This is a genomic window from Chrysiogenia bacterium (assembly GCA_020434085.1).
Lineage (GTDB): Bacteria > JAGRBM01 > JAGRBM01 > JAGRBM01 > JAGRBM01 > JAGRBM01.
The window spans coordinates 1-21,582 of the sequence record JAGRBM010000364.1 but is presented as its reverse complement, the minus strand read 5'-3'; the positions used below and the strand labels follow the sequence as shown (position 1 = coordinate 21,582).

Sequence of the window (21,582 nt, the reverse complement as noted above, 5' to 3'; positions counted from 1 at the left end):
TTCCCGAGGGAACGGAAATGATCATGCCGGGCGACAACGCCCAGATGGAAGTAGAACTCATCACCCCCATCGCCATGGAAGACGGCGTGCGCTTCGCAATCCGCGAAGGCGGACGCACCGTCGGAGCCGGCGTTGTTACGGAGATTATTGAGTAGCACCGCTGCCCACGGGCACCGGTAGAGAGACTACGGCGGTACGAAAGCCATGCAGAGTCAGAAAATCAGAATCCGTCTCAAGGCCTTTGACCACAAGATCCTGGATCAGTCGACCCGGGAAATCGTGGACACGGCCAAGCGTACGGGAGCCCGTATTTCTGGGCCGATTCCGCTTCCCACGCGGATTCAGCGTTACACCGTGCTTCGTTCGCCGCACGTCGACAAGAAGTCGCGTGAGCAGTTCGAGATACGGACCCACAAACGGCTCCTTGATATTTTGGACCCCACCCAGCAGACCGTGGACGCGCTCATGAAGCTCGACCTGGCGGCCGGCGTGGACGTGGAGATCAAGCTCTAAGGAGCTCCCGCAAGGGAAGCGCTCCAGGAGTGTGAGGAAGAACGATGGCTGGAAAAGCACAGCTCTCGATCGAGAAAATGGAACTGCCGGCAAGCGTCTTTGCGCAGCCCTTCAGTGCCGCCACGGTGCATCAGCTCGTGGTCCGTCAGCGCAACAATGCGCGGCTTGGCACCAAGGCCACGCAGGGGCGCGCAGAAACCCGCGGCGGCGGCGCCAAGCCCTGGAAGCAGAAGGGCTCGGGCCGTGCCCGCGCCGGTTCGCGTCGCTCTCCGCTGTGGCGTGGTGGCGCGATGATTCATCATTTGACCCCGCGCGAGTTCAGCGCGGCGATGCCGCGCAAGATGCGCCGGGCAGCCCTTCGCGGCCTGCTCAGTGAGCGTGCCCGTGAGAACGCGATCATCGTGGTCAAGGATGTGGAGCTTCCCGAGCCGAAGACCCGTCTGGTAGAGGGCATCCTCGACCAGCTCGGAGCGGCCAGCGCGGTGTTCCTGGTGGATCAGTGCTCGAAGAACTTCGAGCTGGGCGCCCGCAACCTGCCGGAAGTGACCGTGCTGACGCTCGACCAGCTCAACCCGATCGACCTGATCGAGCACGAGCGGATCGTGATTACAAAGGACGCGCTGGAGAAGCTGGTCGGCTTCCTGGCGGCGGCCTGAGGCAGGAGCGTAAGTCATGTCGAAAGTAGCACAGGACGTCATCGTCAAGCCGCTCATCACCGAGAAGGCGACGCTCCTCAAGGACCACGGCAACCAGGTCGCCTTTGAAGTGGCCGTGTGGGCCAACAAGGTACAGGTTCGCCGCGCCGTCGAAGAGCTCTTCAATGTGAAGGTGGCCGATGTCCGCACCCTGCTGGTCGCCGGCAAGCGCAAGCGCCGCGGAATGAACACCTACAAGCGTCCGAACTGGAAGAAAGCGATCGTCCGTCTGGCCCCCGGCAGCGAGCTCGACCTGCTCGCACTGTAAACGGCCCAACGGATCAGGAGCGCAGTTACCATGGCAGTGAAAAAGTACAAACCGACCAGTGCAGGTCGCCGGTTCCAAACCACGCTGGACTTCACGGAACTCTCCGACAAGAAGCCTGAGCGTCGGCTGACCAAGGGAATCGACACGACCGCCGGCCGCAACAAGCGTGGCGTGACCACCTCGCGTTTCCGCGGCGGAGGCCACAAGCGTCGTTACCGTCAGATCGATTTCCGTCGCAACAAGCACGGCGTGCCCGCCCGCGTTGCGGCGATCGAATACGATCCCAATCGCACGGCGAACATCGCGCTGCTCCACTATGTGGATGGCGAGAAGCGTTACATCCTCGCGCCGGTCGGCGTGAAGGTGGGGCAGACCCTGATGTCGGGACCCGAGGCCGACATCCTGGTGGGCAACGCCATCCCGCTCGAGAAGATTCCCGACGGCACGACCATCCACAACATCGAGCTCAAGCTCGGCAAGGGTGGACAGCTCGTGCGCAGTGCCGGCAGCTCGGCGCAGCTTCTGGGCAAGGACAAGGGTTACGCGATCATTCGCATGCCCTCCGGTGAAATCCGCCGCGTCCTGGCCCGCTGCAGCGCCACCATCGGCCAGGTCGGCAACGCCGATCACAGCAACCTCTCGATTGGTAAGGCCGGCCGCTCGCGCTGGCAGGGACGCCGCCCGCACGTTCGCGGCGTGGTTATGAATCCGGTCGATCACCCCCACGGCGGTGGTGAAGGCAAGTCCTCTCAGGGTAACCCGCATCCGGTTTCCCCGTGGGGCTGGCAGACCAAGGGCAAGAAGACGCGCAGCAACAAGCGCACCGACGGCTACATTCTGCGTCGCCGGCCCAAGGGAGTTCGTTAAATGCCTAGAAGCGTTAAAAAAGGTCCGTTCATCGACGGACACCTTGAGAAGAAGGTGGACACCGCCCGCGCGGCGAACAACACCAAGCCGATCAAGACCTGGAGTCGTCGTTCCACGATCACTCCCGACTTTGTCGGTGTGCAGTTCCTGATCCACAACGGCAAGAAGTTTGTTCCCCTGTTTGTGACCGAGAATATGGTCGGCCACAAACTCGGTGAGTTCTCCCCGACGCGCACCTACTACGGTCACGCCGGCGGCAAGAAAGGCAAGAAGTAAACGCCATGGAATCACGCGCCGTACTGCGATTTGCGAAAATCACGCCGCGTAAAGCCCGGCTGGTAGCGGACCTGGTTCGCGGCAAGCCGGTGCCCGAGGCGATTGCCCAGCTTGCGCTCACCCGCAAGGCCGCGGCCCCGGTCATCGACAAGATCGTCCGCTCGGCTGCCGCCAACGCTGCAGAGCTGCATGGTAGCGACGTCGATCAGCTCCATGTGAAGAAGATCTTCGTCGATGAAGGTCCCACGATGAAGCGCTGGCTTACCCGCGCTCACGGCAGCGCCAGCCCGCTGCTTCACCGCACCAGCCACATCACTGTGGTGGTCGACGACGAGAAGTAAGAGAGAAGGTTCGGTATGGGTCAAAAAGTACATCCCAACGGATTCCGGCTCGGTGTCATTCGCACCTGGCAGTCGCGCTGGTTCTCCGAGAAGCAGTATTCCCAGTTCCTGCATGAGGACCTGGCCATTCGCAAGCACATCAAGAAGAAGCTCTATCCGGCGGGAATCTCGCGGATCGAGATCGAGCGTGCGGCAAAGAAGGCCAAGATCAACATCCATGCGGCGCGCCCGGGTCTGATCATCGGCAAGCGCGGCAGCGATGTGGAGTCCCTCAAGAAGGACCTGCAGAAGCTGACCAAGACCGAGCTGTTCATCAACATCGTTGAGGTGCGCCGTCCCGAACTTGACGCCCAGCTTGTGGCCGAGAACATCGCCCTCCAGCTCGAGCGCCGCGTGGCCTTCCGTCGCGCGATGAAGAAATCGGTGACCACCTCGCTTCGCCTGGGTGCGAAGGGAATCAAGGTTCGTTGCGCCGGCCGTCTGGGCGGCGCCGAGATGGGCCGCAAGGAATGGTATCGCGAGGGACGTGTTCCCCTGCACACCCTCCGTGCGGACATCGACTACGGCACTGCCGAGGCGCGCACCACTTACGGCGTTATCGGTGTGAAGGTGTGGCTCTACAAGGGTGACATCCTCCCCGAGCGCGCACGCGGCGACAGCTCCACTTCGAGTGTGACCGCCGAAACCGAGGCCGCTGCGGCGTCCTGAGAGCTAGAGACCAGGAGATAACGAGCAATGTTGCTTCCAGCACGACCGCGATACCGCAAGGTGCAAAAGGGCCACGTCCGTGGCAAGGCCCACCGTGGTTCCGAGCTTTCTTTCGGGGAAATCGGGATCCAGGCGGTGGAGTCCGGCAAGATCACCTCGCGCCAGATCGAAGCGGCCCGTATCGCCATCACCCGCAAGGTGAAGCGTGGCGGCAAGGTTTGGATCCGGATCTTCCCGGACAAGCCGATCACCAAGAAGCCCCTTGAAGTCCGCATGGGTAAGGGCAAGGGCGCCCCGGAATTCTGGGTCGCCGTCGTCAAGCCCGGTCGCATCCTCTACGAAATGGAAGGTGTGGATCCCGAGCTCGCCAAAGAGGCACTTCGCCTGGCGGCCTTCAAACTCCCGATCAAGACCCGCGTGATCGAACGATCGGAGGGACTGGAATGAAAATCACGGAAATCCGCAACCTCTCCGACGAGGAACTCAAGCAGCAGCTCAGCGACCGGGTCGACGAGCTCTTCCGGCTCCGGCTGCGCAGCGCCACCGAACGAATCGAGAACACGGCGCTTTACGGAAATGTTCGCAGGACGATCGCCCGTCTCAAGACGGTGCTCAACGAGCGCAGCAAGCCCGCCCAAAACCAGGGCGCAACCGAAGCCTGAAAGGGCGAGCAGGTAGATGACGATGCCGCAGACCAGTGAAGACACTCGCAAGGCGCCGCGCACCCAGGTGGGGCAGGTGCTCTCGAACAAGATGGACAAGACCGTTGTGGTCGGTGTGACGTTGCTCATTCCGCACCCGGTCTACAAGAAGTACGTGCGTCGCAACAAGAAGTACACCGCCCACGACGAAGAGAACACCTGTCAGATTGGTGATCGCGTGGAGATCGTCGAGACCCGTCCGCTGAGCAAGACCAAGCGCTGGCGCCTGAGCCGCGTGGTCGAGCGAGCCAAGGTCTAATTAGGCCCATTACGGAGCCGGAGGCCCAAGAGCATGATTCAGGTAGAGAGCCAGCTTGTCGTCGCAGACAACTCGGGTGCCAAGCGCATCCAGTGCATCAAGGTGCTCGGCGGCAGTCGGCGGCGCTACGCCGGACTTGGCGACATCTTCGTCGCCTCGGTCAAGGAAGCGCTGCCCCAGAGCAAGGTAAAGAAGGGTGATGTGGTTCGTGCCGTCGTGGTGCGCACCCGCAAGGCCAATGGCCGACCCGATGGAACATTCATCCGTTTTGATGACAGCGCCGCGGTGCTGATCAACAAGGACGGCGAGCCGATCGGAACCCGTATTTTCGGCCCGGTCGCCCGTGAACTGCGTGCCCGCAATTACATGAAGATTGTATCGCTCGCACCGGAGGTCCTCTAAACAGAGGCCAGGGACTGTAGTCATGTCGCAGAACCTCAAGTTTCAGAAGCTCCGCGTGAAGAAGGGTGACACCGTTGTGGTCGTCGCCGGCGCGGACAAAGGCAAACGCGGAAAGGTCATCCGCGTGCTCCCGAAGAAGGGGCGCGTGGTGGTCGAGAATGTCCGCATGATCAAGAAGCATCAGAAGCCCTCGCAGACGGCTCCCCAGGGCGGGATTGTCGAGCGCGAGGCTCCGATCGACCTTTCGAACGTGATGGTTCTTGACCCCGAGAAAGACGTGCCCACGCGCGTTGAGTTCCGGGTTCAGGAAGATGGCACGCGGCGCCGGTACGCAAAGAAATCCGGCGCACTGCTCGATAACTAAAGGACCGCAGGAAGATGGCAAAGAAAGTCGAACTGACAGCGGGGATCACCGGCGATACCGGCCACGAGAAGGGCGCGCCCCCGCGCATGCTTCTCCAGTATCGCAGCGAGATCGTTCCCGCGCTCAAGGAAGAGTTCGGATTCAAGAACACCATGCAGGTGCCCGGGCTCAGCCGCGTGGTACTGAACATGGGTCTTGGCGGTCTGAGCGATGCGGGCAGCAACACCAAGGTGATCGAAGGTGCCGCCGCCGAACTGGCAGCGATCTCCGGTCAGCGTCCGGTCGTCACCCGCGCCCGCAAGTCCATCGCGAACTTCAAGCTTCGCGAGGGCAGCCCGATCGGCGTGATGGTGACCCTGCGTCGCAACATGATGTGGGAATTCTTCGATCGTCTGATCAACGTCTCGCTCCCCCGGGTGCGTGACTTCCGTGGGGTTTCGCCGCGCGGATTCGATGGCCGTGGTAATTTCACCATGGGCGTCCGCGAACAAATCATCTTTCCGGAAATCGATTACGACAAGATCGACCGGATCAAAGGCCTGAACATCACATTTGTGACTTCAGCCCGGACCGACGAGGAAGGCCGTGCCCTGCTGACAAAGCTGGGTATGCCCTTCCGCAAGTAGGAGAAGCGAGAAAGACATGGCTCGTACAGCACTCAAAGTGAAGGCCACGCGCCCGCAGAAATTCCAGGTTCGGCAGTACAACCGCTGCCCCCTGTGCGGTCGCCCTCGCGGCTACCTTCGTAAGTTCGACATGTGCCGCCTCTGTTTCCGCAAGAATGCACTCGAGGGCAAAATCCCGGGTGTCATTAAGGCGAGCTGGTAGGGGCGGGGAGGTACTGGACCCATGATGCACGATCCGATCTCAGATTGCCTGACGCGGCTGCGCAATGCCGCCAGGGCCCGGAAGCAGACGCTGGTCATTCCCAGCTCCCGGATCAAGCGCTCGATTCTTGACATCCTTCAGCGTGAGGGATTCATCAACGAGTATTCAGAGCAGCAGGAAGGCCCGGGAAGCGTCTTCCACGTCACCATGCGTTACACCCCCAACGGTGGACCGGTACTGCACGGCATTCGCCGCGTCAGCCGTCCAGGCCGTCGGGTATACCGCGGCGCGACCGACCTGGAGCCGGTCCTCAATGGCCTTGGCTACGCGATTGTCTCGACATCGCGCGGACTGGTCACTGACGCCGAGGCACGCGCACAGAACGTCGGGGGCGAAGTCCTCTGCGAGGTTTGGTAGGAATTTAGGCATGTCACGAATTGGACGACAGCAAATCGCGGTGCCAAGCGGCGTGAACGTCTCCGTCAGCGGTGACTTGGTCACGGTGAAGGGCCCCAAGGGCGAGCTCCAGCAGCGGCTTCCCGCGTGCGTGAAGATCTCGGTCGGTGACCACATCCAGGTGGAAGTGGCCAAGCCGAACGACGGCAAGCAGCGCGCGTTCTGGGGAACCTCCTCGGCGCTCGTGAAGAATATGGTGCACGGCGTCTCCGAGGGTTTCCAGCGCGTGCTGGACATCACCGGCGTCGGTTATCGCGCCGAGGCCAAGGGCAAGGTGGTCAACCTCTCGCTTGGTTTCTCCCACCCGGTGGCCTACGCGCTGCCCGAGGGAGTCGAGGCCCAGACCCCGCAGCCCACGCAGATCGTGCTCAGCAGCATCGACAAGCAGAAGCTCGGACAGGCGGCGGCTGAAATTCGCGCCTACCGCCCGGTCGAGCCCTACAAGGGCAAGGGTGTCCGTTACGCTGGCGAACAGGTTCGCCGCAAAGAAGGCAAGAAGGCCGGCAAGTAATCAGCCGGCGAGGATAGGCTCATGGCCAAGATTCGTACCAGAACTGAAAGCAGGCAGATGCGTCACCGGCGAATTCGCCGTGTGGTCGCTGGTTCCCCCGAGCGTCCGCGCATCTGCGTGTTTCGCTCCAACAAGCATCTTTATGCCCAGATCATCGACGACCAGTCGGGTCGTTGCCTGGGCACCGTGTCGACCCTGAGCAAGGAGGTTCGCTCGCAGAACCTCAAGGGCGGCATGGAACAGGCCAAGGCCGTCGGTTCGGTCCTGGCAGAGAAGGCCAAGGCGCTCAAGGTTGAGCAGGCCGTGTTTGATCGTGGTGGCTACCGCTACCACGGCGTAGTGAAGGCCTTGGCCGAAGCGATCCGCGAGGGCGGACTCGCGTTCTGATTGGAAGGACTCTCATGGCTTATCAGCAGGAAAACAGCGAATTCATCGACAAGGTCATTCACATCGCGCGTAATGCGAAAGTTGTGAAGGGCGGTCGTCGTTTCAGCTTCTCGGCCCTGGTCGTCGTCGGTGACGGCAACGGCAAGGTCGGCGTCGCCAAGGGCAAGGCCAAGGAAGTCCCCGACGCCATCAAGAAGGGAATCGAGAAGGCCCGTCGTGAGATGCGCCCCATTGCCGTTGTCAATGGAACCATCCCGCACGAAGTGCACGGTCACTACGGCGCCGGTCTCGTGTTCATGAGCCCGGCCTCGCCCGGAACGGGCGTGATCGCCGGTGGCGCCGCGCGCGCCATTCTTGAAGCAGCCGGCGTGCGTGACATCTTCGCCAAGTGCCACGGCACGAACAACCCGCACAATGTTGTTCGCGCGACCATGGATGGCCTCAATCAGCTTCGCAGCCGCGAAGAAGTGGATGCCATGCGCAGCCGCGACGCCGAAGAGCCCAAGGGCTCCGCAAGCGCCGAGTAACCGTAGGAACTGGAGACGCTACAGATGGCAGGCAAGACCATTCGAATTCGTCAGACCGGCAGTAAGGCCGGCTGCACCCAGCGCCAGCGCGAGAGCCTTCGCGGCCTTGGGCTGCGTCGCATTCGTCATGAAGTTGAACGTGAAGACACTCCCTCTATCCGTGGGATGGTTAACAAGGTCTTCCACCTGGTGGAGATCGTCGAGGAATCGAAATGAAGCTCAGCGACCTGCGTCCGGCCAAGGGCGCCAAGAAATCTCGCAAGCGTGTCGGTCGTGGCCCGGGTTCGGGACACGGCAAGACCTCGTGCCGCGGCCACAAGGGCGCCGGCCAGCGTGCCGGTTCGGGCGGCAAGCGCGCCTACGAAGGCGGTCAGAATCCCCTGATTCGCCGTCTTCCCAAGCGCGGTTTCGTCTCGCGCAACCGCGTGCGCGTGCAGGAAGTCAACCTGGACCAGCTTCGTCGCTTCGAAGCGGGCGCCACGGTTGATCGCGCCACGCTCTGCGCGGCCAAGGTCATCTCCACCGAGAATCGTCCGGTGAAGGTGCTGGCCAATGGTGAAATCGACCGTGCGATCAACCTCAAGGTGGATCATATCTCGGAAGCCGCTCGCAAGAAGATCGAGTCGGCCGGCGGCAGCGTGGAGATCATTCCCCCGTTCATCGCCAAAGAGGGCTCCAGCAGCGAGGCTTCGGCCTAAGCAGCAAGTGGTAGTAGGTAAGTAATGGCTCAGCGACCCCAAACCAGCCCGCGCCTCTCGGAGGTGCAACGCCGGATCGGCTTCACCGTCGTGATGCTTCTGGTCTATCGCCTTGGCGTGGTGGTTCCCACCCCCGGCGTGGACAAGGAAGCGCTTGCCGCCTTTTTCGAGGGTGCCAAGGGAACGATCCTGAGCCTGTTCAACCTGTTCTCGGGTGGCGCGCTTGAGCAGTTCTCGGTCTTTGCACTGGGAATCATGCCCTACATTACGGCGTCCATCGTCTTCCAGCTTCTGGTCAAGGTGTTCAAGCCCCTTGAGGAGATCCAGAAGGAAGGCGAGCTGGGTCGTCGCCGCATCACGCAGTACACCCGTTACGCCACCATCGGTCTTTGCCTGGTGCAGGCGGCGGTGATGGCGCGTGGTCTTGAATCGCTGACCGATCCGCTTGGCCGTCCGATCGTGACGAACCCGGGGTGGGGCTTCCGCGCCATTTCGATTGTCACGCTCACAAGCGGCACGGCGCTGCTGATGTGGATCGGTGAGCAGATTACCGAACGCGGCATCGGCAACGGCATCTCGCTGATCATTTTCGCAGGTATTATCGCGCGCGTTCCCGCGGCGATTTCGAACACCTACTCGGCCATTGATGCTGGGGAGATCCAGCCCTTCACCCTCTTCCTTCTGGGAATCGGGATGCTGGGAGTTCTGGTGTTCATCATCTGGATGGAGCGCGCCCACAGGCGCATCCCTGTGCAGTATCCCCAGCGAATGCAGGGGCGCCGCATGGTACAGGGTCAGCAGAGCTACCTGCCGCTGCGCCTGAACACCGCCGGCGTGATTCCGCCCATTTTTGCCAGCTCGCTGATGTTCTTCATCCCGACGCTTGCGCAGATGACCCAGGGCATGGGCGAGGCACCGGCCAACGCCGGTGTCGCCGTTGACGCCTACTACTGGCTGGCCCACATGCTCAACCGCGTGGCGGCCTATTTCCAGCCTGGCGGTGGCTACTTCGTCTATGAGATCGTCTACGGCACCATGATCGTGCTGTTCGCCTACTTCTATACGGCGATCACCTTTGACCCGCTCGACGTGGCCGACAACCTGCGTCGCAACGGTGGTTTTGTTCCGGGCATCCGTCCGGGCCATCGCACCGCCGAATATATCGACCGGATTCTCACGCGCCTGACCCTGCTTGGCGCGATTTACCTGGTGGCGGTCTGCCTGCTTCCCTCGGTGCTCTCCACGCAGATGGGTGTTCCCTTCTACTTCGGCGGCACGGGACTGCTGATTGTCGTGGGCGTGGCCCTCGATACGGCGCAGCAGATCGAGACCCACATGATTTCGAGAAGCTATGAGGGCTTCTTCGGCGGCGGTCGCGCGGTGCGCGGTTCGCGTCGCGGAGCCTGAGGATCGTGACTGTGGAACGCAATGACCTCATTCTGATGGGACCGCCAGGAGGCGGGAAGGGCACCCAGGCCCAGCGGCTCACCGATGAGCTGGGAATCCCGCAGATCTCGACGGGCGACATCCTGCGCGGAGCCGTTCGCGAGGGTACCGAGCTGGGCCTCAAGGCCAAGCAGTTCATGGACGCCGGCGACCTGGTTCCCGACGAAGTCATCATCGGCATCGTCAAGGACCGCCTGAGCGAGGATGACGCCGCCAAGGGCTTCATCCTGGATGGTTTCCCCCGCACGGTGGCCCAGGCCGACGCCCTTGGTCACATGCTCGAGGGCGCGGGCCGCAAGATCGAGCGCGTGGTCAACTTCATCGTTCCCGACGATGAGATCGTCGCGCGCATCACCGGTCGGCGCATGTGCCGCGAGTGTGGTGCGACCTATCATGTGAAGTTCGACCCCCCCACCAAGGACGGGGTCTGTGACAAGTGCGGCGGCGAGCTCTACCAGCGCGACGACGACACCGAAGAGACCGTGCTCAAGCGCCTTGAGGTCTACCGAGACCAGACGGCCCCGCTGATTGATTTCTACGGCAAGCAGGGCATCGTTCGCGACGTCGAGGGCGTGGGTGCGGTTGACCAGATTACCAAGCGGCTCAAAGAGGCGCTTGCCTGAAAAGCGAAGAATTCCCGCATGTTACAAGTAAAACATTCGGGAGCAGTGAAGAGTAGTTCAAGTGATCGAGCTGAAGACAAAAGACGAAGTGGAGAAGATTCGACGCGCCGGCAGGATCGTCGCGGAAATCCTCGCTCGTCTGACCGAGGCGGCCAAGCCCGGGATGACAACGCTCGATCTCGATGAACTGGCGGAGAAATGGACGCTTGAGGCCGGTGCGGTCCCCGCGTTCAAGGGTTATCACGGGTTTCCCGGCACGCTTTGCACCTCGGTCAACGAGGAAGTCGTCCACGGAATCCCCAATGATCGCCCGCTCAAGGACGGAGACATCATCAGCGTCGATTTCGGTGTGAAGCTCGACGGCTTCTTTGCCGACTCGGCCACCACCGTTCCGGTGGGTGAGGTCTCCGCGGAAGTGCAGAAGCTCATGGATGCCACCCAGAAATCGCTGGCGCTGGGCATCGAGCAGGCACGACCGGAAAACCGTCTCGAGGACATCGGCTTCGCCGTTCAGAGCTACTGCGAGGGGCTTGGCTACGGCGTCGTTCGTGAGTATGTGGGGCACGGCATCGGGCGCGAACTGCACGAGCCGCCCCAGGTCCCCAACTTCGGACGCAAGGGCAAGGGCCTGCGCATCCGTCCGGGGATGGTTCTGTGCCTGGAGCCGATGATCAACCTGGGCACGGCCGAAGTGGAAACATTGGACGATGGCTGGACGGTTGTTACGAAGGACCGCAAGCCCTCGGCCCATTTTGAACATGCGATCGCCATTCTGGAAGACCGCACGGAGATCCTGACCACGCTCTAGGGGCGGGCAGGAATCGGAAGCAGAAGGAAAGAATGTCGAAAGAAGACATGATTCAGGTGCAGGGAACGGTGGTTGAGCCACTGCCCAACGCCATGTTTCGAGTCGAACTCGATAACGGACACAAGGTGCTCGCGCATATCTCCGGGAAGATGCGCAAGTATTTCATCAAGATTCTCCCGGGTGACAAGGTGACGGTAGAGCTGTCCCCCTACGATCTTTCTCGTGGGCGGATCACCTACCGCGAGAAGTAGGAGCAGGCCATGAAAGTTCGGGCCTCAGTTCGCAAGATGTGCGACAAGTGCAAAGTCATTAAGCGAAGCGGCAAAGTCCGCGTGATTTGTTCGGCCAACCCGCGCCACAAGCAGGTGCAGGGCTAGGCCCAGGAGTTTTACGGTTATGGCACGTATCGCCGGTGTAGACCTTCCACGTAACAAGCCGATGAGAGTCGCGCTGACTTACATTTATGGAATCGGCAACAAGACTGCCGCGGACATCCTTGAGAAGTCGGGAGTTGATCCCGCCCTTCGCAGCGATGATCTGACGGAAGTCGACGTTTCCAACATTCGTCAGATCCTTGAAGGCCAGTACACGCTGGAGGGTGATCTCCGTCGTGAGATCTCCATGAACATCAAGCGTCTGATGGACCTGGGTTGCTATCGCGGCCTGCGTCATCGTCGCGGCCTTCCGGTTCGCGGCCAGCGCACCCACACCAACGCGCGCACCCGCAAGGGCCCGAGCAAGACCATCGCCGGCAAGAAGAAGGCGACGAAGTAAGAGAGCACTCGGCCCGGTCCGCGTCGGACCAGGCATTGCTTGAGAAAGGCATTGGAAATGGCAGAAGAGACCACGCCAGAAGCCGAAGAACAGAGCCAGGAGCAGACAGCTCCGGCGAAGGGTGTTCGTCGTCGCGCGGGCAAGCCGCCCGTCGAGACCGGCATCTTTCACATCAAGGCGACGTTCAACAACACGATCATCACGGTGACCGATCCCAAGGGCAACGCCATCGCCTGGTCGACGGCCGGTGCTTCGGGCTTCAAGGGCGCGCGCAAGTCGACTCCCTTCGCAGCGACCGTCGCAGCCGAAACCGCCGCCAAGAAGGCCATGGACCGCGGCATGCGCTCGGCCGAAGTTCGCGTCAAGGGCCCTGGCTCGGGTCGTGAAGCCGCGCTTCGCGCCATCCAGGCCATCGGCATTCGCGTCACCATGATCAAGGACGTCACTCCGCTGCCCCACAACGGCTGCCGCCCCAGCAAGCGGCGTCGGGTTTAATCGGGCAGGGGACTACCCTCACGTAAGGACGAAGAGAAGTGGCACGTTATACAGGAAGCATTGCACGACTTTCCCGCCGGGAAGGTATCGGTCTCTCACGCAAGGGCGCGCGCGTTCTCGAACGCCGTCCCTATCCCCCGGGCCAGCACGGTCAGGGCCGCAAGAAGACCTCGGACTATGGCGTTCAGCTTCGCGAGAAGCAGAAGGTCAAGCGCATCTACGGCCTGCTCGAGAAGCAGTTCCGTCGCACGTTCCACGAGGCGCACCGCATGAAGGGTGTGACCGGCGAGAACCTGCTGCGTCTGCTCGAGGCCCGGCTCGACAACACGCTCTACCGGCTCAACTACGCCAACTCGCGCCAGCATGCGCGCCAGATGATCGCCCACGGTCACGTGCGCGTGAACGGTCACAAGGTCGACATCGCCTCCTATAAGGTGGACGTCGGTGACCGTATCGAACTGAGCGCCAAGGCGAAGAAGAACCCGGACGTTGCTCGCGCCATCGAGATCGGCGAGCAGGTGGGCGTCGTTCCCTGGCTCGACCAGCTCAAGGAAGAGTTCGCTGGTGTGGTCAAGGCCCATCCGGCACGCGACGAGCTTCCGCTCCCGGTGCGCGAAGTCCGTGAGCAGCTCATCGTCGAGCTCTACTCGAAGTAATCCGGATTGATAGCGAGGCGCGGATCTTCATGGTTCGCGCCATGCTGGAGGTAGTTTCTATGTTTAAAAATTGGCGTGATCTGATTAAGCCCAACAAGCTCGAAGCTGAAGAAGCGGGCAGCGACTACGGCAAGTTCGTCGTCGAACCGCTGGAGCGTGGCTACGGCATTACGCTGGGGAACAGCCTCCGTCGCATTCTGCTTTCCTCGCTCCAGGGCGCGGCCATCAGTGCGGTGCAGATCGACGGCGTCAAGCACGAGTTCTCGACCATCCCGGGCGTCAAGGAAGACGTCGCCGAGGTGATCCTGAACTTCAAGGACGTGCTGATCCGCCTGGAAGGCGAAGGCCCTGTCGAAATTTCGCTCAACAAGAGCGGCCCGGGCAACGTGACGGCCGGTGACTTTACCGTGCCCTCGGGCGTGGAGATCCTCAACCCCGACCTGCACATCGCGACCCTCTCGGACTCGGCCTCGCTCAAGCTTCGCGCCACCGTGAAGATGGGCAAGGGCTACGTCCCGGCCGAGCGCAACCGCGATGAAGGTGCCCCGGTGGACACCGTCCCCATGGACGCGGCCTTCAGCCCGATCCGCAAGGTCAACTATCAGGTCTCCAACGCCCGCGTGGGCCAGCGCACCGACTATGACAAGCTCACTGTCGAGATCTGGACCAACGGCACCGTCAAGCCCGAGGACGCGATCGCCTACGCCGCGAAGATCATGAAGGAACAGGTTCAGGTCTTCATCAACTTTGAAGAACAGGCCGAGCCCGCCGTGCAGCAGCTCGGCGCCGTGGCCGGCACCGACGTGGCCGCCGATGAAGAGCAGCAGCGCCTCAACGAGAGCCTCTCGAAGAGCGTCGATGAGCTCGAACTCAGCGTCCGCAGTGCCAACTGCCTCAAGAACGCGAACATTCGCTACATTGGCGAACTCGTTCAGCGCACCGAAGCCGAAATGCTCAAGACGAAGAATTTCGGTCGCAAGTCGCTCAACGAGATCAAGGAAATTTTGGGCGAGATGCATCTGGGTCTCGGCATGAAGACTGAGGGCTGGATGCCCCCGAGCTCCAAGCTCGACTGATTATTTGGGGGACGGATTCCCCCGGGAGCATTGTCATGCGACATCGTAGAGACGTAAGTAAATTTGGCCGTACTTCGAGCCACCGCAAGGCCATGTGGCGCAACATGCTCAATTCGCTGATTGAGCATGAGGCGATCACCACCACCGAAACCAAGGCGAAGGAACTGCGCCGCCATGCCGACCGCATCGTGACGCTCGGCAAGGAAGGTGTTGCCGACACCGGCGTCGTGGAGCACACGCAGCGCCGCCGCGCCTATGACCGCCTGCGCAGCCGCAACAGCGTGTCGAAGCTCTTCGACACGATTGCGCCGCGCTATGCCGAGCGTGAGGGCGGCTACACCCGCATCATCAAGCTGGGCTTCCGCAAGGGCGACAACGCTCCGCTGGCCCGCGTGGAATTCGTTGAAGAAGCGCTTCCCAAGAGCAGCAAGAAGAAGCGCGGCGCTCCGAAGAAAACGCAGAGTGCCGCTTCTAAGCCTTCCACCAAAAAGGAAGCCGCCGAGGATGCCAAGGTCGAAGCCGCCGCTGAAGAAGCAGCAGCCAGCACCGAAGCGACCGAGGAAGTCGAAGCTGCGCCCGCCACGCAGGCCGAGGCCGAAGTGACCGAAGCACCCGCCGCAGAGGCAAGTGCCGAGGAAGCTCCCGCCGAGGAAGAGAAGAAGCCCGAATAAGGCGCCGACTCAGACAATCAAAAAAGCCCTCCACCTTCCGGTGGGGGGCTTTTTCTTTGGAGCTTGGCAAAGAGATCAGGAGGCTCGAAGCGTCACGACGGAAACGCCGTCGCCTCCCTCGCCGCGGCCTCCCGGGCGGAAGTCGGAAACATAGGGTGAGCGCTTGAGCTGCTCGCGCACCGCCCGCTTGAGAATGCCCTCGCCGTGGCCGTGAATGACGATGACTTCGTTGAGGTTGGATAGCACGGCCTGGTCGAGGAAGCGGGTCAGCGATTCGAGCGCCTCTTCCTCGCGCTCGCCGCGAAGGTCCAGGGTGCGCGCGCTGCCCTGGGGCGTTTCGTAGACGACGCCCGCGGTGGTGAGCACCTCGGGCGCCTTGCGTGGCGCGCTGGCGGCTTCCAGGCGCGCGGCATCGACCACCATGCGGTTTCCGCCGACTTCGACGCGGGCGCGCCCGCGCGAATCGGGAAGCTCCACCAGCGTCCCCGCCTGGGTGGTGCCGGCAAGACGTACCGGATCGCCGATACTGGCCTGTGACCAGTCGACGCGCTCTCCGCCGCCGCTCTCTTCAGTCTTCGCCGAATCGGCGAGCTGCTCAGCACGCTCGAGCGCGCCGGCAAGGGCGTCTTCGCCCTCTGCAGCAGAGCCCATGCGGATTGCGCGACGCACCTGCCGCAGGGCCGCACGAGCCGCCGAGATCTCCTCGCGCAGGGCCTGTGCCTCGGAAAGGATCGCCTTGTCGCCTCGCTCCTTGAGCTTTTCGAGCTTCGCCTCATAGTCGCGCTTCTTGCGGTTGGCCTCGGCAAGCTGAGTCTCGCTCTGTTTGCGCACGCTTTCGATGCGGCGGGCCTCGGCTTCAAGGCGCTCGAGCTGGGTGAACTCCTCGCGCTTTTCAGGGCTCAACAGCTCGCGCGCGCGCTCGAGCACATCGGCGGGAAGGCCGATCTGCCGGGCGGCTTCAAAGGCCAGCGAGCGGGCGGCGGCGCCTTCCTGCACGTGATAGGTCGGACGCAGCGTCGTGGGGTCGATCGCCATCGAGAGCCCCACGTGGCGCTCATCGCTCTCGGCCATGGCTTTGACTTCATCGTAGTGGGTCGACGCGACCACCAGGCCCGCCTTCGCCGCGAAGTGCTCGAGCAGCGCGCGCGCCAGGGCCGCGCCCTCGGTGGGGGCGGTGCCGCTCATCACTTCGTCGAGAATGACCAGCGAATGGGGGCTGACCTCGGCGAGGATGTGGGTGATCTGGGTGAGGTGGCCGGTAAAGCTCGAAAGATGCGCGGCGAGCGACTGGGCGTCGCCAATGTCGGCAAAGACCCGGTCATAGACCGGAATGCGCGATCCTTCCTCGGCGGCGATGGGCAGGCCGGCTTTGACCATGAGCGCCGCCAGCGCCAAGGACTTGAGCAGCACCGTCTTGCCGCCTGCATTGGGACCCGAGACAACCAGCAGGTGCGAATCACTCCCGACCTTCACGTCGTTGGTGATGACCTTGTCCTGATCGAGCAGCAGGAGCGGGTGACCCAGGCCGCGCAGCTCCAGCGCGCCGCTCTCGGAAAGCTCGGGTGCGTGGGCGTCCAGGGCGATGCAGAGCCGCCCCTTGGCCAGCAGCACGTCAAACTCCAGCAGGAACTTCGCGCCGGACTCGATTTCGTCGGCGCGGGCGCGCACTCGGTCAGAGAGTTCCTGCCGCACGCGCAGCTCTTCCTCGGCGAGCTCGCTCTCGGCCATCTTGAGGCGGTTGTTGGCGTCGATGATCTCGCGCGGTTCGAGAAACACGGTGTGCCCGGTGTTCGAGGTGTCGTGGACGATGCCGTCGATCTGGGCCTGCGCACCCATTTTCAGGGGGACGACGTAGCGGTTCTCTCGCAGGGTCCAGAAGTCATCCTGCAGGAAGGACTGGTATTTTTCATCGCTGAGGATCCCCTCGATGCGGCGGCGAATACCGTCGGCGCGGCCTCGCACGTCACGTCGCAGGCCCGATAGCGTGGCGCTGGCGGTATCGAGAATCTCACCCTCGGCATCGACCGAGCGTTCCAGACGGGAAATGAAATCGCGGCTGATACCCAGCTCCTGGGCGCGCGTCGCAAGTGCGGGCACTTCGCCGGCCATTGCGGTGATCGTCTCGTGCGCCTCGCAGGCGATGCGCTCGCTCTGAAGAATGCGCCAGAGGTCTTCGCCCTCAAGCGTGGCGCCGCGGCGGGCGCGTCCGAGCTCGGTGTCGAGTGGCGCGGCACCCGAGAGCCCCGGCGCCGCTCCCGAAGCGAGCAGGTGCATGGCCTCGGTCACCAGCGTGAGCGAGGCGCGGATCTCGTCGGGGGCCAGGTCGATGGGCAGGCCGGCGGCGCGGCGCGCGCCCTCGTCGGTCTGGGTCAGCTCGGCCAGGCGCCCCAGTAGGGTGGGCCATTCGAGGTTGAGCAGGCTGTTGTGTGCGGCATTCGTCATTGCGCGGCGGAGGATAGCCCCTTCGCGAGCCCGTTGCAGCCCCGCAGGCGCTGTTTTTGCTTCCCACTTGTCCCGCCGCTAGAATGGCAAACTTGCCATCTGGGTGAGGGCATCCAGGGCGCCAGAGGGGCCGGACCGATCGCGGCGGCTCCCGGAAACATCCTCGAAGAATCGATCCTGCCGCCAGAGCTACTCCTGAGACCAACTGAATGCTGAACTTTCGAACTTTTGTCTGCCTGTGTCTTGTCCTGAATCTGAGCGCCTGCGCCGGGGTTTTCGGCTGTCCCGATTGCCCCTGTGAGTGCCCTGTTGCCGGGGATGCCGTTGCACAGGCCGCTACAGGCGAACCCGGCGCGATCACGGAAGCAGAAGCAGCCGATGAGGCCGATTCCGCGGAGGCGGCGGCTGCGGAGGTCTCCACCGAAGAGGACCAGGGCGAGATCAACGAGGCCATGGCCGGGGAGCTGGAGCTCATCCCGGATCTTCCCAGTGACTTGCCCGAGGTCACCCCGGAAGAGAACGAGCAGATCCTGTCGCGGCTGGAGGGATTTTTCTCGCAGCCCGACGCCGAACTCGGTGAGCAGATCGACGATCTGGTCATCTACCGCGGCATCCCGCCCGAGGGCGAGAAGGTGCCCGACGACTACATTCCGATGCTGCTCAACTCCCATGTCGAGCGCTGGATTCTCTACTTCACCGGCAAGGGGCAAAAACATTTCAACAAGTGGCTGGCCCGCCTGCCGCGCTGGCAGGGGATGTTCGAGAGAATTCTCGAAGAAGAAGGCGTGCCCAGGGACCTGGTTTACCTGGCCATGATCGAGAGCGGGTTTTCCACGCGCGCCTATTCACGCGCGCGGGCGGTGGGGCCCTGGCAGTTCATGCGGGCCACCGGCCGCATGTACGACCTGCACGTCAACTGGTGGACGGACGAGCGGCGAGACCCGGTCAAGGCCACCCGCGCGGCGGCACGCCACCTGCGCGACCTGCACGATGAATTCGGAAGCTGGTATCTGGCGGCGGCGGCCTACAACGCAGGCGGCGGTAAGATCCGTCGCGGACTGGCGCGCTACAACGTGACCACATTCTGGGAGCTGCTCAACCATCGCTACCTGCGCAGTGAGACCCGCGAATACGTCCCCAAGATGCTGGCAGCAATGATTCTGGCCAAGGCCCCCGAGCGCTTTGGATTTGTGGGAATTGAGCCCGAAGAGGCCTACGAATACGAGACGGTGGAAGTGCCGCCCTCGACGGACCTGGCGATCCTTGCCAAGGCAGTGGACGAGTCGTACCAGACGATCCACGACCTAAATCCCCACTACCGACGCTGGTTCACGCCGCCAGAGGGCAGCCACTACGAGGTGCGCATCCCCAAAGGCAAGAGCGCGCTCTTTGCCGAGAACTTCGAGAAGCTCAACAAGGGCAAGTCGCGGACCTTCCTGACTCACAAGGTGCGAAAGGGCGAGACCCTCTCGCAGCTCGCCTACATGTATCAGACCGATCAGTGGGCGATTAAGCGCCTCAACCGGATCGGTCGCTACCTGCGCGCGGGGCAGACGATCCAGATCCCGGTGCGCCCGGGCACCAAGCCCAAGAAACCGCCGGCGCGGCTCGCCAGCGCCAGCCGGATGCTGCAGAACACGGAATACAAGACGCCCAAGGGCTATGCCGAGCTTCTCCACGTGGTCGAGCGCGGCGACTCCCTCTGGTCGGTTTCGCGGCGCTTCGGAGTGACCATCAGCGACATCAAGCGCTGGAACGAGATCCCCGGCGGCAATCGCATCATGCCCGGTGACGTGATCACCGTGTATTTGCCGGAAGACAGCGCCGAGGCTTTCAAGGATACCACCCGCGTGCGCGTCAAGGACGACGCCGCCATCGCCGCGCAGCTCACCACTGTGAAATACAAGGTTCGGCGCGGCGATACCGGGTGGGGCATTGCCAAGAAGCACGGCGTCGCATTCCAGGATTTCCAGACCTGGAATCCGAAGGTCGATTGGCGGACAATCAAGCCGGGGCAGGAACTCCAGCTCCGCGTCCCCAGGAAGTGAGCAATCCGATGGAAACGCAGCCCGTAGTATTCATGGAAGCCGTGACAATCGGTGTGACCGAGGCCGTGGTGATTCTGGGAATCGTGACGCTGTTTTTTGGCGGCAAAAAGATCCCGCAGGTGGCCGAAGCCCTTGGAAAAGCGATCCGGAACTTCCGCAATGCCAGCGAGCAGGCCCAGAGCGAGAAAGATGCTGAAGAGGATGAGGAAGGCGACGAGCCGCGCACCTGAGCGGGCTTACTCGCCGATCAGGCCCGAAGAAGGATCCGATTCGGGATCATCCTGGCTCTTCTTGTGAAAGTCCCAGATCGGGCATTCCCTGCAGGTAAAGTTGGCCCATTTTTTCCGGACCGCCAGGTCGAGGCACTCGTCATACTGGGCGCAATCGAAGTGACGATGCGCCGTCACTTCTTCCACGGTAAACTGAACCGGCATGGGGACGGGCTTCATCGTCAGCACGCCGAGCACGCGCCCGTCCTTCGCAGCGTTTCCGTTGATCTTGCCCTTCATTCAATCCCCTGATGCGATGCCTGGTGAATCCGCAAGCACCCGGCGCGCCCGGCACTCGCCTTGTTCGCGTCGCGGCCCACGTGTCTTGCCCGCTATCGATTGCGTGAAAAGTCTAGGTAGCCGCGCGGCCCGGAGTCAAAGGCGCCTGCCGCGTGCTTAGCGGGCGCGTCGCTGCCCGCCAAAGAGCCCTGTGGCCTGAATCGGGGCAGGTCCTTCTTTGTCAAATTCGAAGGGGAATTCTCCGTACCCCTTCATGCTCACATCCACGCTGCCCTTGAGGCGCAGCATGATCTCTCCGCCCGAGAGGAAGACCTGCACCATCGCTGCACCGCCGCGCATGCTCTCCATCTTGAAGCGGAAGGTCTCGACGCGCTCGGCGCGCGGTTCGTAGTAAACAGGTTCTGGCTTTTGGACGACTCCAACCGGGATGCCGTTGATGAGTACGTCGGCCTTGAAGTTTTTGTGGGTGATGCCGATTCCGTTGGGATTGACGAACTTGACGTCGAGGTCGACCTCGGGGTTGAACAGGTCCATCCGGGCCAGCCGGATGTTGCCAAAGACCATGTCGGGCATGGCAAAGCCGGGGAACTTGCCGCGCGTATCGAAGTTGTAGTGAAAGCCGAAGGGGCGGCCGAGTTTTACCCAGCCGCGAAAGTGGTATTCGTACTCACGCTTGACCGGTGCCATCCGCCGCCCCATCTGGAGCCACTCGGGAAGGTCTTTCTCATAGCCCTCGACATCGATGGTGACGTGGGTGGTCTCCCATGCGGGGATCTCCGTGGGCTCGCTCTGGTGGGTGTGGCCGAGCTGCTCGTCGTTGACGTCGAGAAAGAACTCGTAGGCATCGACGCGGATGTCCACGGGCAGGCGATTCTGGATGGCAAGCTTGAGGGAGAACTTGAAGTGGGTGTCGCGGGTCTGCTGGACTTCGAACCCTGCAACGCTGATGCGCGGAGAGAGCAGGTAGGCTGCGATGGCAAGGAGCAGTACTGCACCTGCCGCGATGGCGGCGATGAGCGGCCCGCGCCGCATTTTCGAAACCTCCATCTGCGTGTCTTCTTCCCCGCTCAACAGCTTCCTCGCTTTATCGTTTTTTCGCGGCGCGCTCGACGCCCTGGCGTAGCTCGCGCACGAAGCCCTCGACGACTTTTTCGAGATCCGCGGACTTGCCGTGCTCGGCAATGCGGCTCACGAGCGCGCTGCCCACTACCACCGCGTCGGCGTCGCGGGCGA

General features: G+C 62.5%; 36 protein-coding genes. 33 read left to right on the top strand and 3 right to left on the bottom strand.

The genetic code is table 11. The features are described 5' to 3' along the window. From tuf to rplQ, 31 genes are all read left to right on the top strand, one after another. Positions 1-155 (top strand): elongation factor Tu (gene tuf / locus KDH09_12700; protein ID MCB0220551.1); only part of this gene is annotated, 155 nt, incomplete at its 5' end. Positions 156-204: 49 nt separating this feature from the next. After that, positions 205-513, top strand: coding sequence for a 30S ribosomal protein S10 (gene rpsJ / locus KDH09_12695; protein MCB0220550.1), 309 nt, complete (start codon positions 205-207; stop codon positions 511-513). A 44-nt stretch (positions 514-557) separates the two neighbouring features. Continuing rightward, on the top strand, positions 558-1,169 hold the full coding sequence (rplD, locus tag KDH09_12690) for a 50S ribosomal protein L4 (GenBank protein MCB0220549.1): 612 nt from the start codon (positions 558-560) through the stop codon (positions 1,167-1,169). Positions 1,170-1,185: 16 nt separating this feature from the next. Beyond that, the gene (locus tag KDH09_12685; GenBank protein ID MCB0220548.1) at positions 1,186-1,476 is read left to right on the top strand and encodes a 50S ribosomal protein L23; all 291 of its coding nucleotides are present in this window, start codon (positions 1,186-1,188) and stop codon (positions 1,474-1,476) included. 30 nt (positions 1,477-1,506) lie between these two features. Beyond that, positions 1,507-2,343, top strand: a complete 837-nt coding sequence (gene rplB, locus KDH09_12680) for a 50S ribosomal protein L2 (protein ID MCB0220547.1) — start codon at positions 1,507-1,509, stop codon at positions 2,341-2,343. Further along, on the top strand, positions 2,344-2,619 hold the full coding sequence (rpsS, locus tag KDH09_12675) for a 30S ribosomal protein S19 (protein MCB0220546.1): 276 nt from the start codon (positions 2,344-2,346) through the stop codon (positions 2,617-2,619). 5 nt (positions 2,620-2,624) lie between these two features. Beyond that, positions 2,625-2,960 (top strand): 50S ribosomal protein L22, encoded by a 336-nt coding sequence (rplV, locus tag KDH09_12670; GenBank protein ID MCB0220545.1) that lies wholly within the window; start codon positions 2,625-2,627, stop codon positions 2,958-2,960. 15 nt (positions 2,961-2,975) lie between these two features. Continuing rightward, positions 2,976-3,668: a 30S ribosomal protein S3 gene (rpsC, locus tag KDH09_12665; GenBank protein MCB0220544.1), complete on the top strand. Its 693-nt coding sequence runs from the start codon at positions 2,976-2,978 to the stop codon at positions 3,666-3,668. 27 nt (positions 3,669-3,695) lie between these two features. Continuing rightward, positions 3,696-4,115, top strand: coding sequence for a 50S ribosomal protein L16 (rplP, locus tag KDH09_12660; protein MCB0220543.1), 420 nt, complete (start codon positions 3,696-3,698; stop codon positions 4,113-4,115). Continuing rightward, the gene (gene rpmC, locus KDH09_12655; GenBank protein ID MCB0220542.1) at positions 4,112-4,330 is read left to right on the top strand and encodes a 50S ribosomal protein L29; all 219 of its coding nucleotides are present in this window, start codon (positions 4,112-4,114) and stop codon (positions 4,328-4,330) included. The genes rplP and rpmC overlap by 4 nt, the downstream gene beginning before the upstream one ends. A gap of 22 nt (positions 4,331-4,352) precedes the next feature. After that, positions 4,353-4,628 (top strand): 30S ribosomal protein S17, encoded by a 276-nt coding sequence (rpsQ, locus tag KDH09_12650; protein MCB0220541.1) that lies wholly within the window; start codon positions 4,353-4,355, stop codon positions 4,626-4,628. Between the two features lie 33 nt (positions 4,629-4,661). Then, entirely contained in the window at positions 4,662-5,030 is a 369-nt protein-coding gene (gene rplN / locus KDH09_12645) for a 50S ribosomal protein L14 (GenBank protein ID MCB0220540.1), read from the top strand. A 22-nt stretch (positions 5,031-5,052) separates the two neighbouring features. After that, complete coding sequence (gene rplX, locus KDH09_12640) at positions 5,053-5,394, top strand: 50S ribosomal protein L24 (GenBank protein ID MCB0220539.1); 342 nt, start codon at positions 5,053-5,055, stop codon at positions 5,392-5,394. Positions 5,395-5,408: 14 nt separating this feature from the next. Next, the gene (gene rplE / locus KDH09_12635) at positions 5,409-6,020 is read left to right on the top strand and encodes a 50S ribosomal protein L5 (protein ID MCB0220538.1); all 612 of its coding nucleotides are present in this window, start codon (positions 5,409-5,411) and stop codon (positions 6,018-6,020) included. 16 nt (positions 6,021-6,036) lie between these two features. After that, a complete protein-coding gene (locus KDH09_12630) occupies positions 6,037-6,222 on the top strand; it encodes a type Z 30S ribosomal protein S14 (GenBank protein MCB0220537.1) in 186 nt (61 codons plus the stop codon). Positions 6,223-6,243: 21 nt separating this feature from the next. Next, complete coding sequence (rpsH, locus tag KDH09_12625) at positions 6,244-6,639, top strand: 30S ribosomal protein S8 (GenBank protein ID MCB0220536.1); 396 nt, start codon at positions 6,244-6,246, stop codon at positions 6,637-6,639. Positions 6,640-6,649: 10 nt separating this feature from the next. Continuing rightward, positions 6,650-7,189 (top strand): 50S ribosomal protein L6, encoded by a 540-nt coding sequence (gene rplF, locus KDH09_12620; GenBank protein MCB0220535.1) that lies wholly within the window; start codon positions 6,650-6,652, stop codon positions 7,187-7,189. Between the two features lie 21 nt (positions 7,190-7,210). Further along, positions 7,211-7,576, top strand: a complete 366-nt coding sequence (locus KDH09_12615) for a 50S ribosomal protein L18 (GenBank protein MCB0220534.1) — start codon at positions 7,211-7,213, stop codon at positions 7,574-7,576. A 14-nt stretch (positions 7,577-7,590) separates the two neighbouring features. Beyond that, positions 7,591-8,103, top strand: a complete 513-nt coding sequence (rpsE, locus tag KDH09_12610) for a 30S ribosomal protein S5 (protein ID MCB0220533.1) — start codon at positions 7,591-7,593, stop codon at positions 8,101-8,103. A gap of 24 nt (positions 8,104-8,127) precedes the next feature. Next, entirely contained in the window at positions 8,128-8,319 is a 192-nt protein-coding gene (gene rpmD / locus KDH09_12605) for a 50S ribosomal protein L30 (GenBank protein ID MCB0220532.1), read from the top strand. Beyond that, positions 8,316-8,801 carry a 50S ribosomal protein L15 gene (gene rplO / locus KDH09_12600; GenBank protein MCB0220531.1) on the top strand — a complete coding sequence of 162 codons (486 nt, stop codon included), beginning with the start codon at positions 8,316-8,318 and terminating at the stop codon, positions 8,799-8,801. The genes rpmD and rplO overlap by 4 nt, the downstream gene beginning before the upstream one ends. 24 nt (positions 8,802-8,825) lie before the next feature. Next, positions 8,826-10,208, top strand: a complete 1,383-nt coding sequence (gene secY / locus KDH09_12595; GenBank protein ID MCB0220530.1) for a preprotein translocase subunit SecY — start codon at positions 8,826-8,828, stop codon at positions 10,206-10,208. Between the two features lie 35 nt (positions 10,209-10,243). Then, positions 10,244-10,870, top strand: coding sequence for an adenylate kinase (locus KDH09_12590; GenBank protein MCB0220529.1), 627 nt, complete (start codon positions 10,244-10,246; stop codon positions 10,868-10,870). A 61-nt stretch (positions 10,871-10,931) separates the two neighbouring features. Next, a complete protein-coding gene (map, locus tag KDH09_12585) occupies positions 10,932-11,678 on the top strand; it encodes a type I methionyl aminopeptidase (protein MCB0220528.1) in 747 nt (248 codons plus the stop codon). A gap of 32 nt (positions 11,679-11,710) precedes the next feature. After that, entirely contained in the window at positions 11,711-11,929 is a 219-nt protein-coding gene (gene infA, locus KDH09_12580) for a translation initiation factor IF-1 (GenBank protein MCB0220527.1), read from the top strand. 9 nt (positions 11,930-11,938) lie between these two features. Next, positions 11,939-12,055 carry a 50S ribosomal protein L36 gene (rpmJ, locus tag KDH09_12575; protein MCB0220526.1) on the top strand — a complete coding sequence of 39 codons (117 nt, stop codon included), beginning with the start codon at positions 11,939-11,941 and terminating at the stop codon, positions 12,053-12,055. Positions 12,056-12,074: 19 nt separating this feature from the next. Continuing rightward, complete coding sequence (gene rpsM / locus KDH09_12570) at positions 12,075-12,452, top strand: 30S ribosomal protein S13 (GenBank protein ID MCB0220525.1); 378 nt, start codon at positions 12,075-12,077, stop codon at positions 12,450-12,452. A 57-nt stretch (positions 12,453-12,509) separates the two neighbouring features. Then, complete coding sequence (gene rpsK, locus KDH09_12565) at positions 12,510-12,947, top strand: 30S ribosomal protein S11 (protein ID MCB0220524.1); 438 nt, start codon at positions 12,510-12,512, stop codon at positions 12,945-12,947. Between the two features lie 38 nt (positions 12,948-12,985). After that, positions 12,986-13,603, top strand: coding sequence for a 30S ribosomal protein S4 (rpsD, locus tag KDH09_12560; GenBank protein MCB0220523.1), 618 nt, complete (start codon positions 12,986-12,988; stop codon positions 13,601-13,603). A gap of 59 nt (positions 13,604-13,662) precedes the next feature. Then, positions 13,663-14,679: a DNA-directed RNA polymerase subunit alpha gene (locus KDH09_12555; protein MCB0220522.1), complete on the top strand. Its 1,017-nt coding sequence runs from the start codon at positions 13,663-13,665 to the stop codon at positions 14,677-14,679. 35 nt (positions 14,680-14,714) lie between these two features. After that, positions 14,715-15,350: a 50S ribosomal protein L17 gene (gene rplQ, locus KDH09_12550; protein ID MCB0220521.1), complete on the top strand. Its 636-nt coding sequence runs from the start codon at positions 14,715-14,717 to the stop codon at positions 15,348-15,350. Between the two features lie 75 nt (positions 15,351-15,425). Here rplQ and KDH09_12545 read toward each other — a convergent pair whose 3' ends face one another. Next, positions 15,426-17,792 (bottom strand): Smr/MutS family protein, encoded by a 2,367-nt coding sequence (locus tag KDH09_12545; protein ID MCB0220520.1) that lies wholly within the window; start codon positions 17,790-17,792, stop codon positions 15,426-15,428. Between the two features lie 209 nt (positions 17,793-18,001). On the opposite strand from KDH09_12545, the gene KDH09_12540 reads away from it, so the two are divergent. Both KDH09_12540 and KDH09_12535 read left to right on the top strand, forming a co-directional pair. Next, positions 18,002-19,840: a LysM peptidoglycan-binding domain-containing protein gene (locus KDH09_12540; protein ID MCB0220519.1), complete on the top strand. Its 1,839-nt coding sequence runs from the start codon at positions 18,002-18,004 to the stop codon at positions 19,838-19,840. 32 nt (positions 19,841-19,872) lie between these two features. Further along, positions 19,873-20,070, top strand: a complete 198-nt coding sequence (locus tag KDH09_12535) for a twin-arginine translocase TatA/TatE family subunit (protein MCB0220518.1) — start codon at positions 19,873-19,875, stop codon at positions 20,068-20,070. A gap of 6 nt (positions 20,071-20,076) precedes the next feature. Here KDH09_12535 and KDH09_12530 read toward each other — a convergent pair whose 3' ends face one another. Continuing rightward, a complete protein-coding gene (locus KDH09_12530) occupies positions 20,077-20,349 on the bottom strand; it encodes a hypothetical protein (GenBank protein ID MCB0220517.1) in 273 nt (90 codons plus the stop codon). 156 nt (positions 20,350-20,505) lie between these two features. Further along, positions 20,506-21,420, bottom strand: a complete 915-nt coding sequence (locus KDH09_12525) for an LEA type 2 family protein (protein ID MCB0220516.1) — start codon at positions 21,418-21,420, stop codon at positions 20,506-20,508. Positions 21,421-21,582 lie beyond the last annotated feature (162 nt).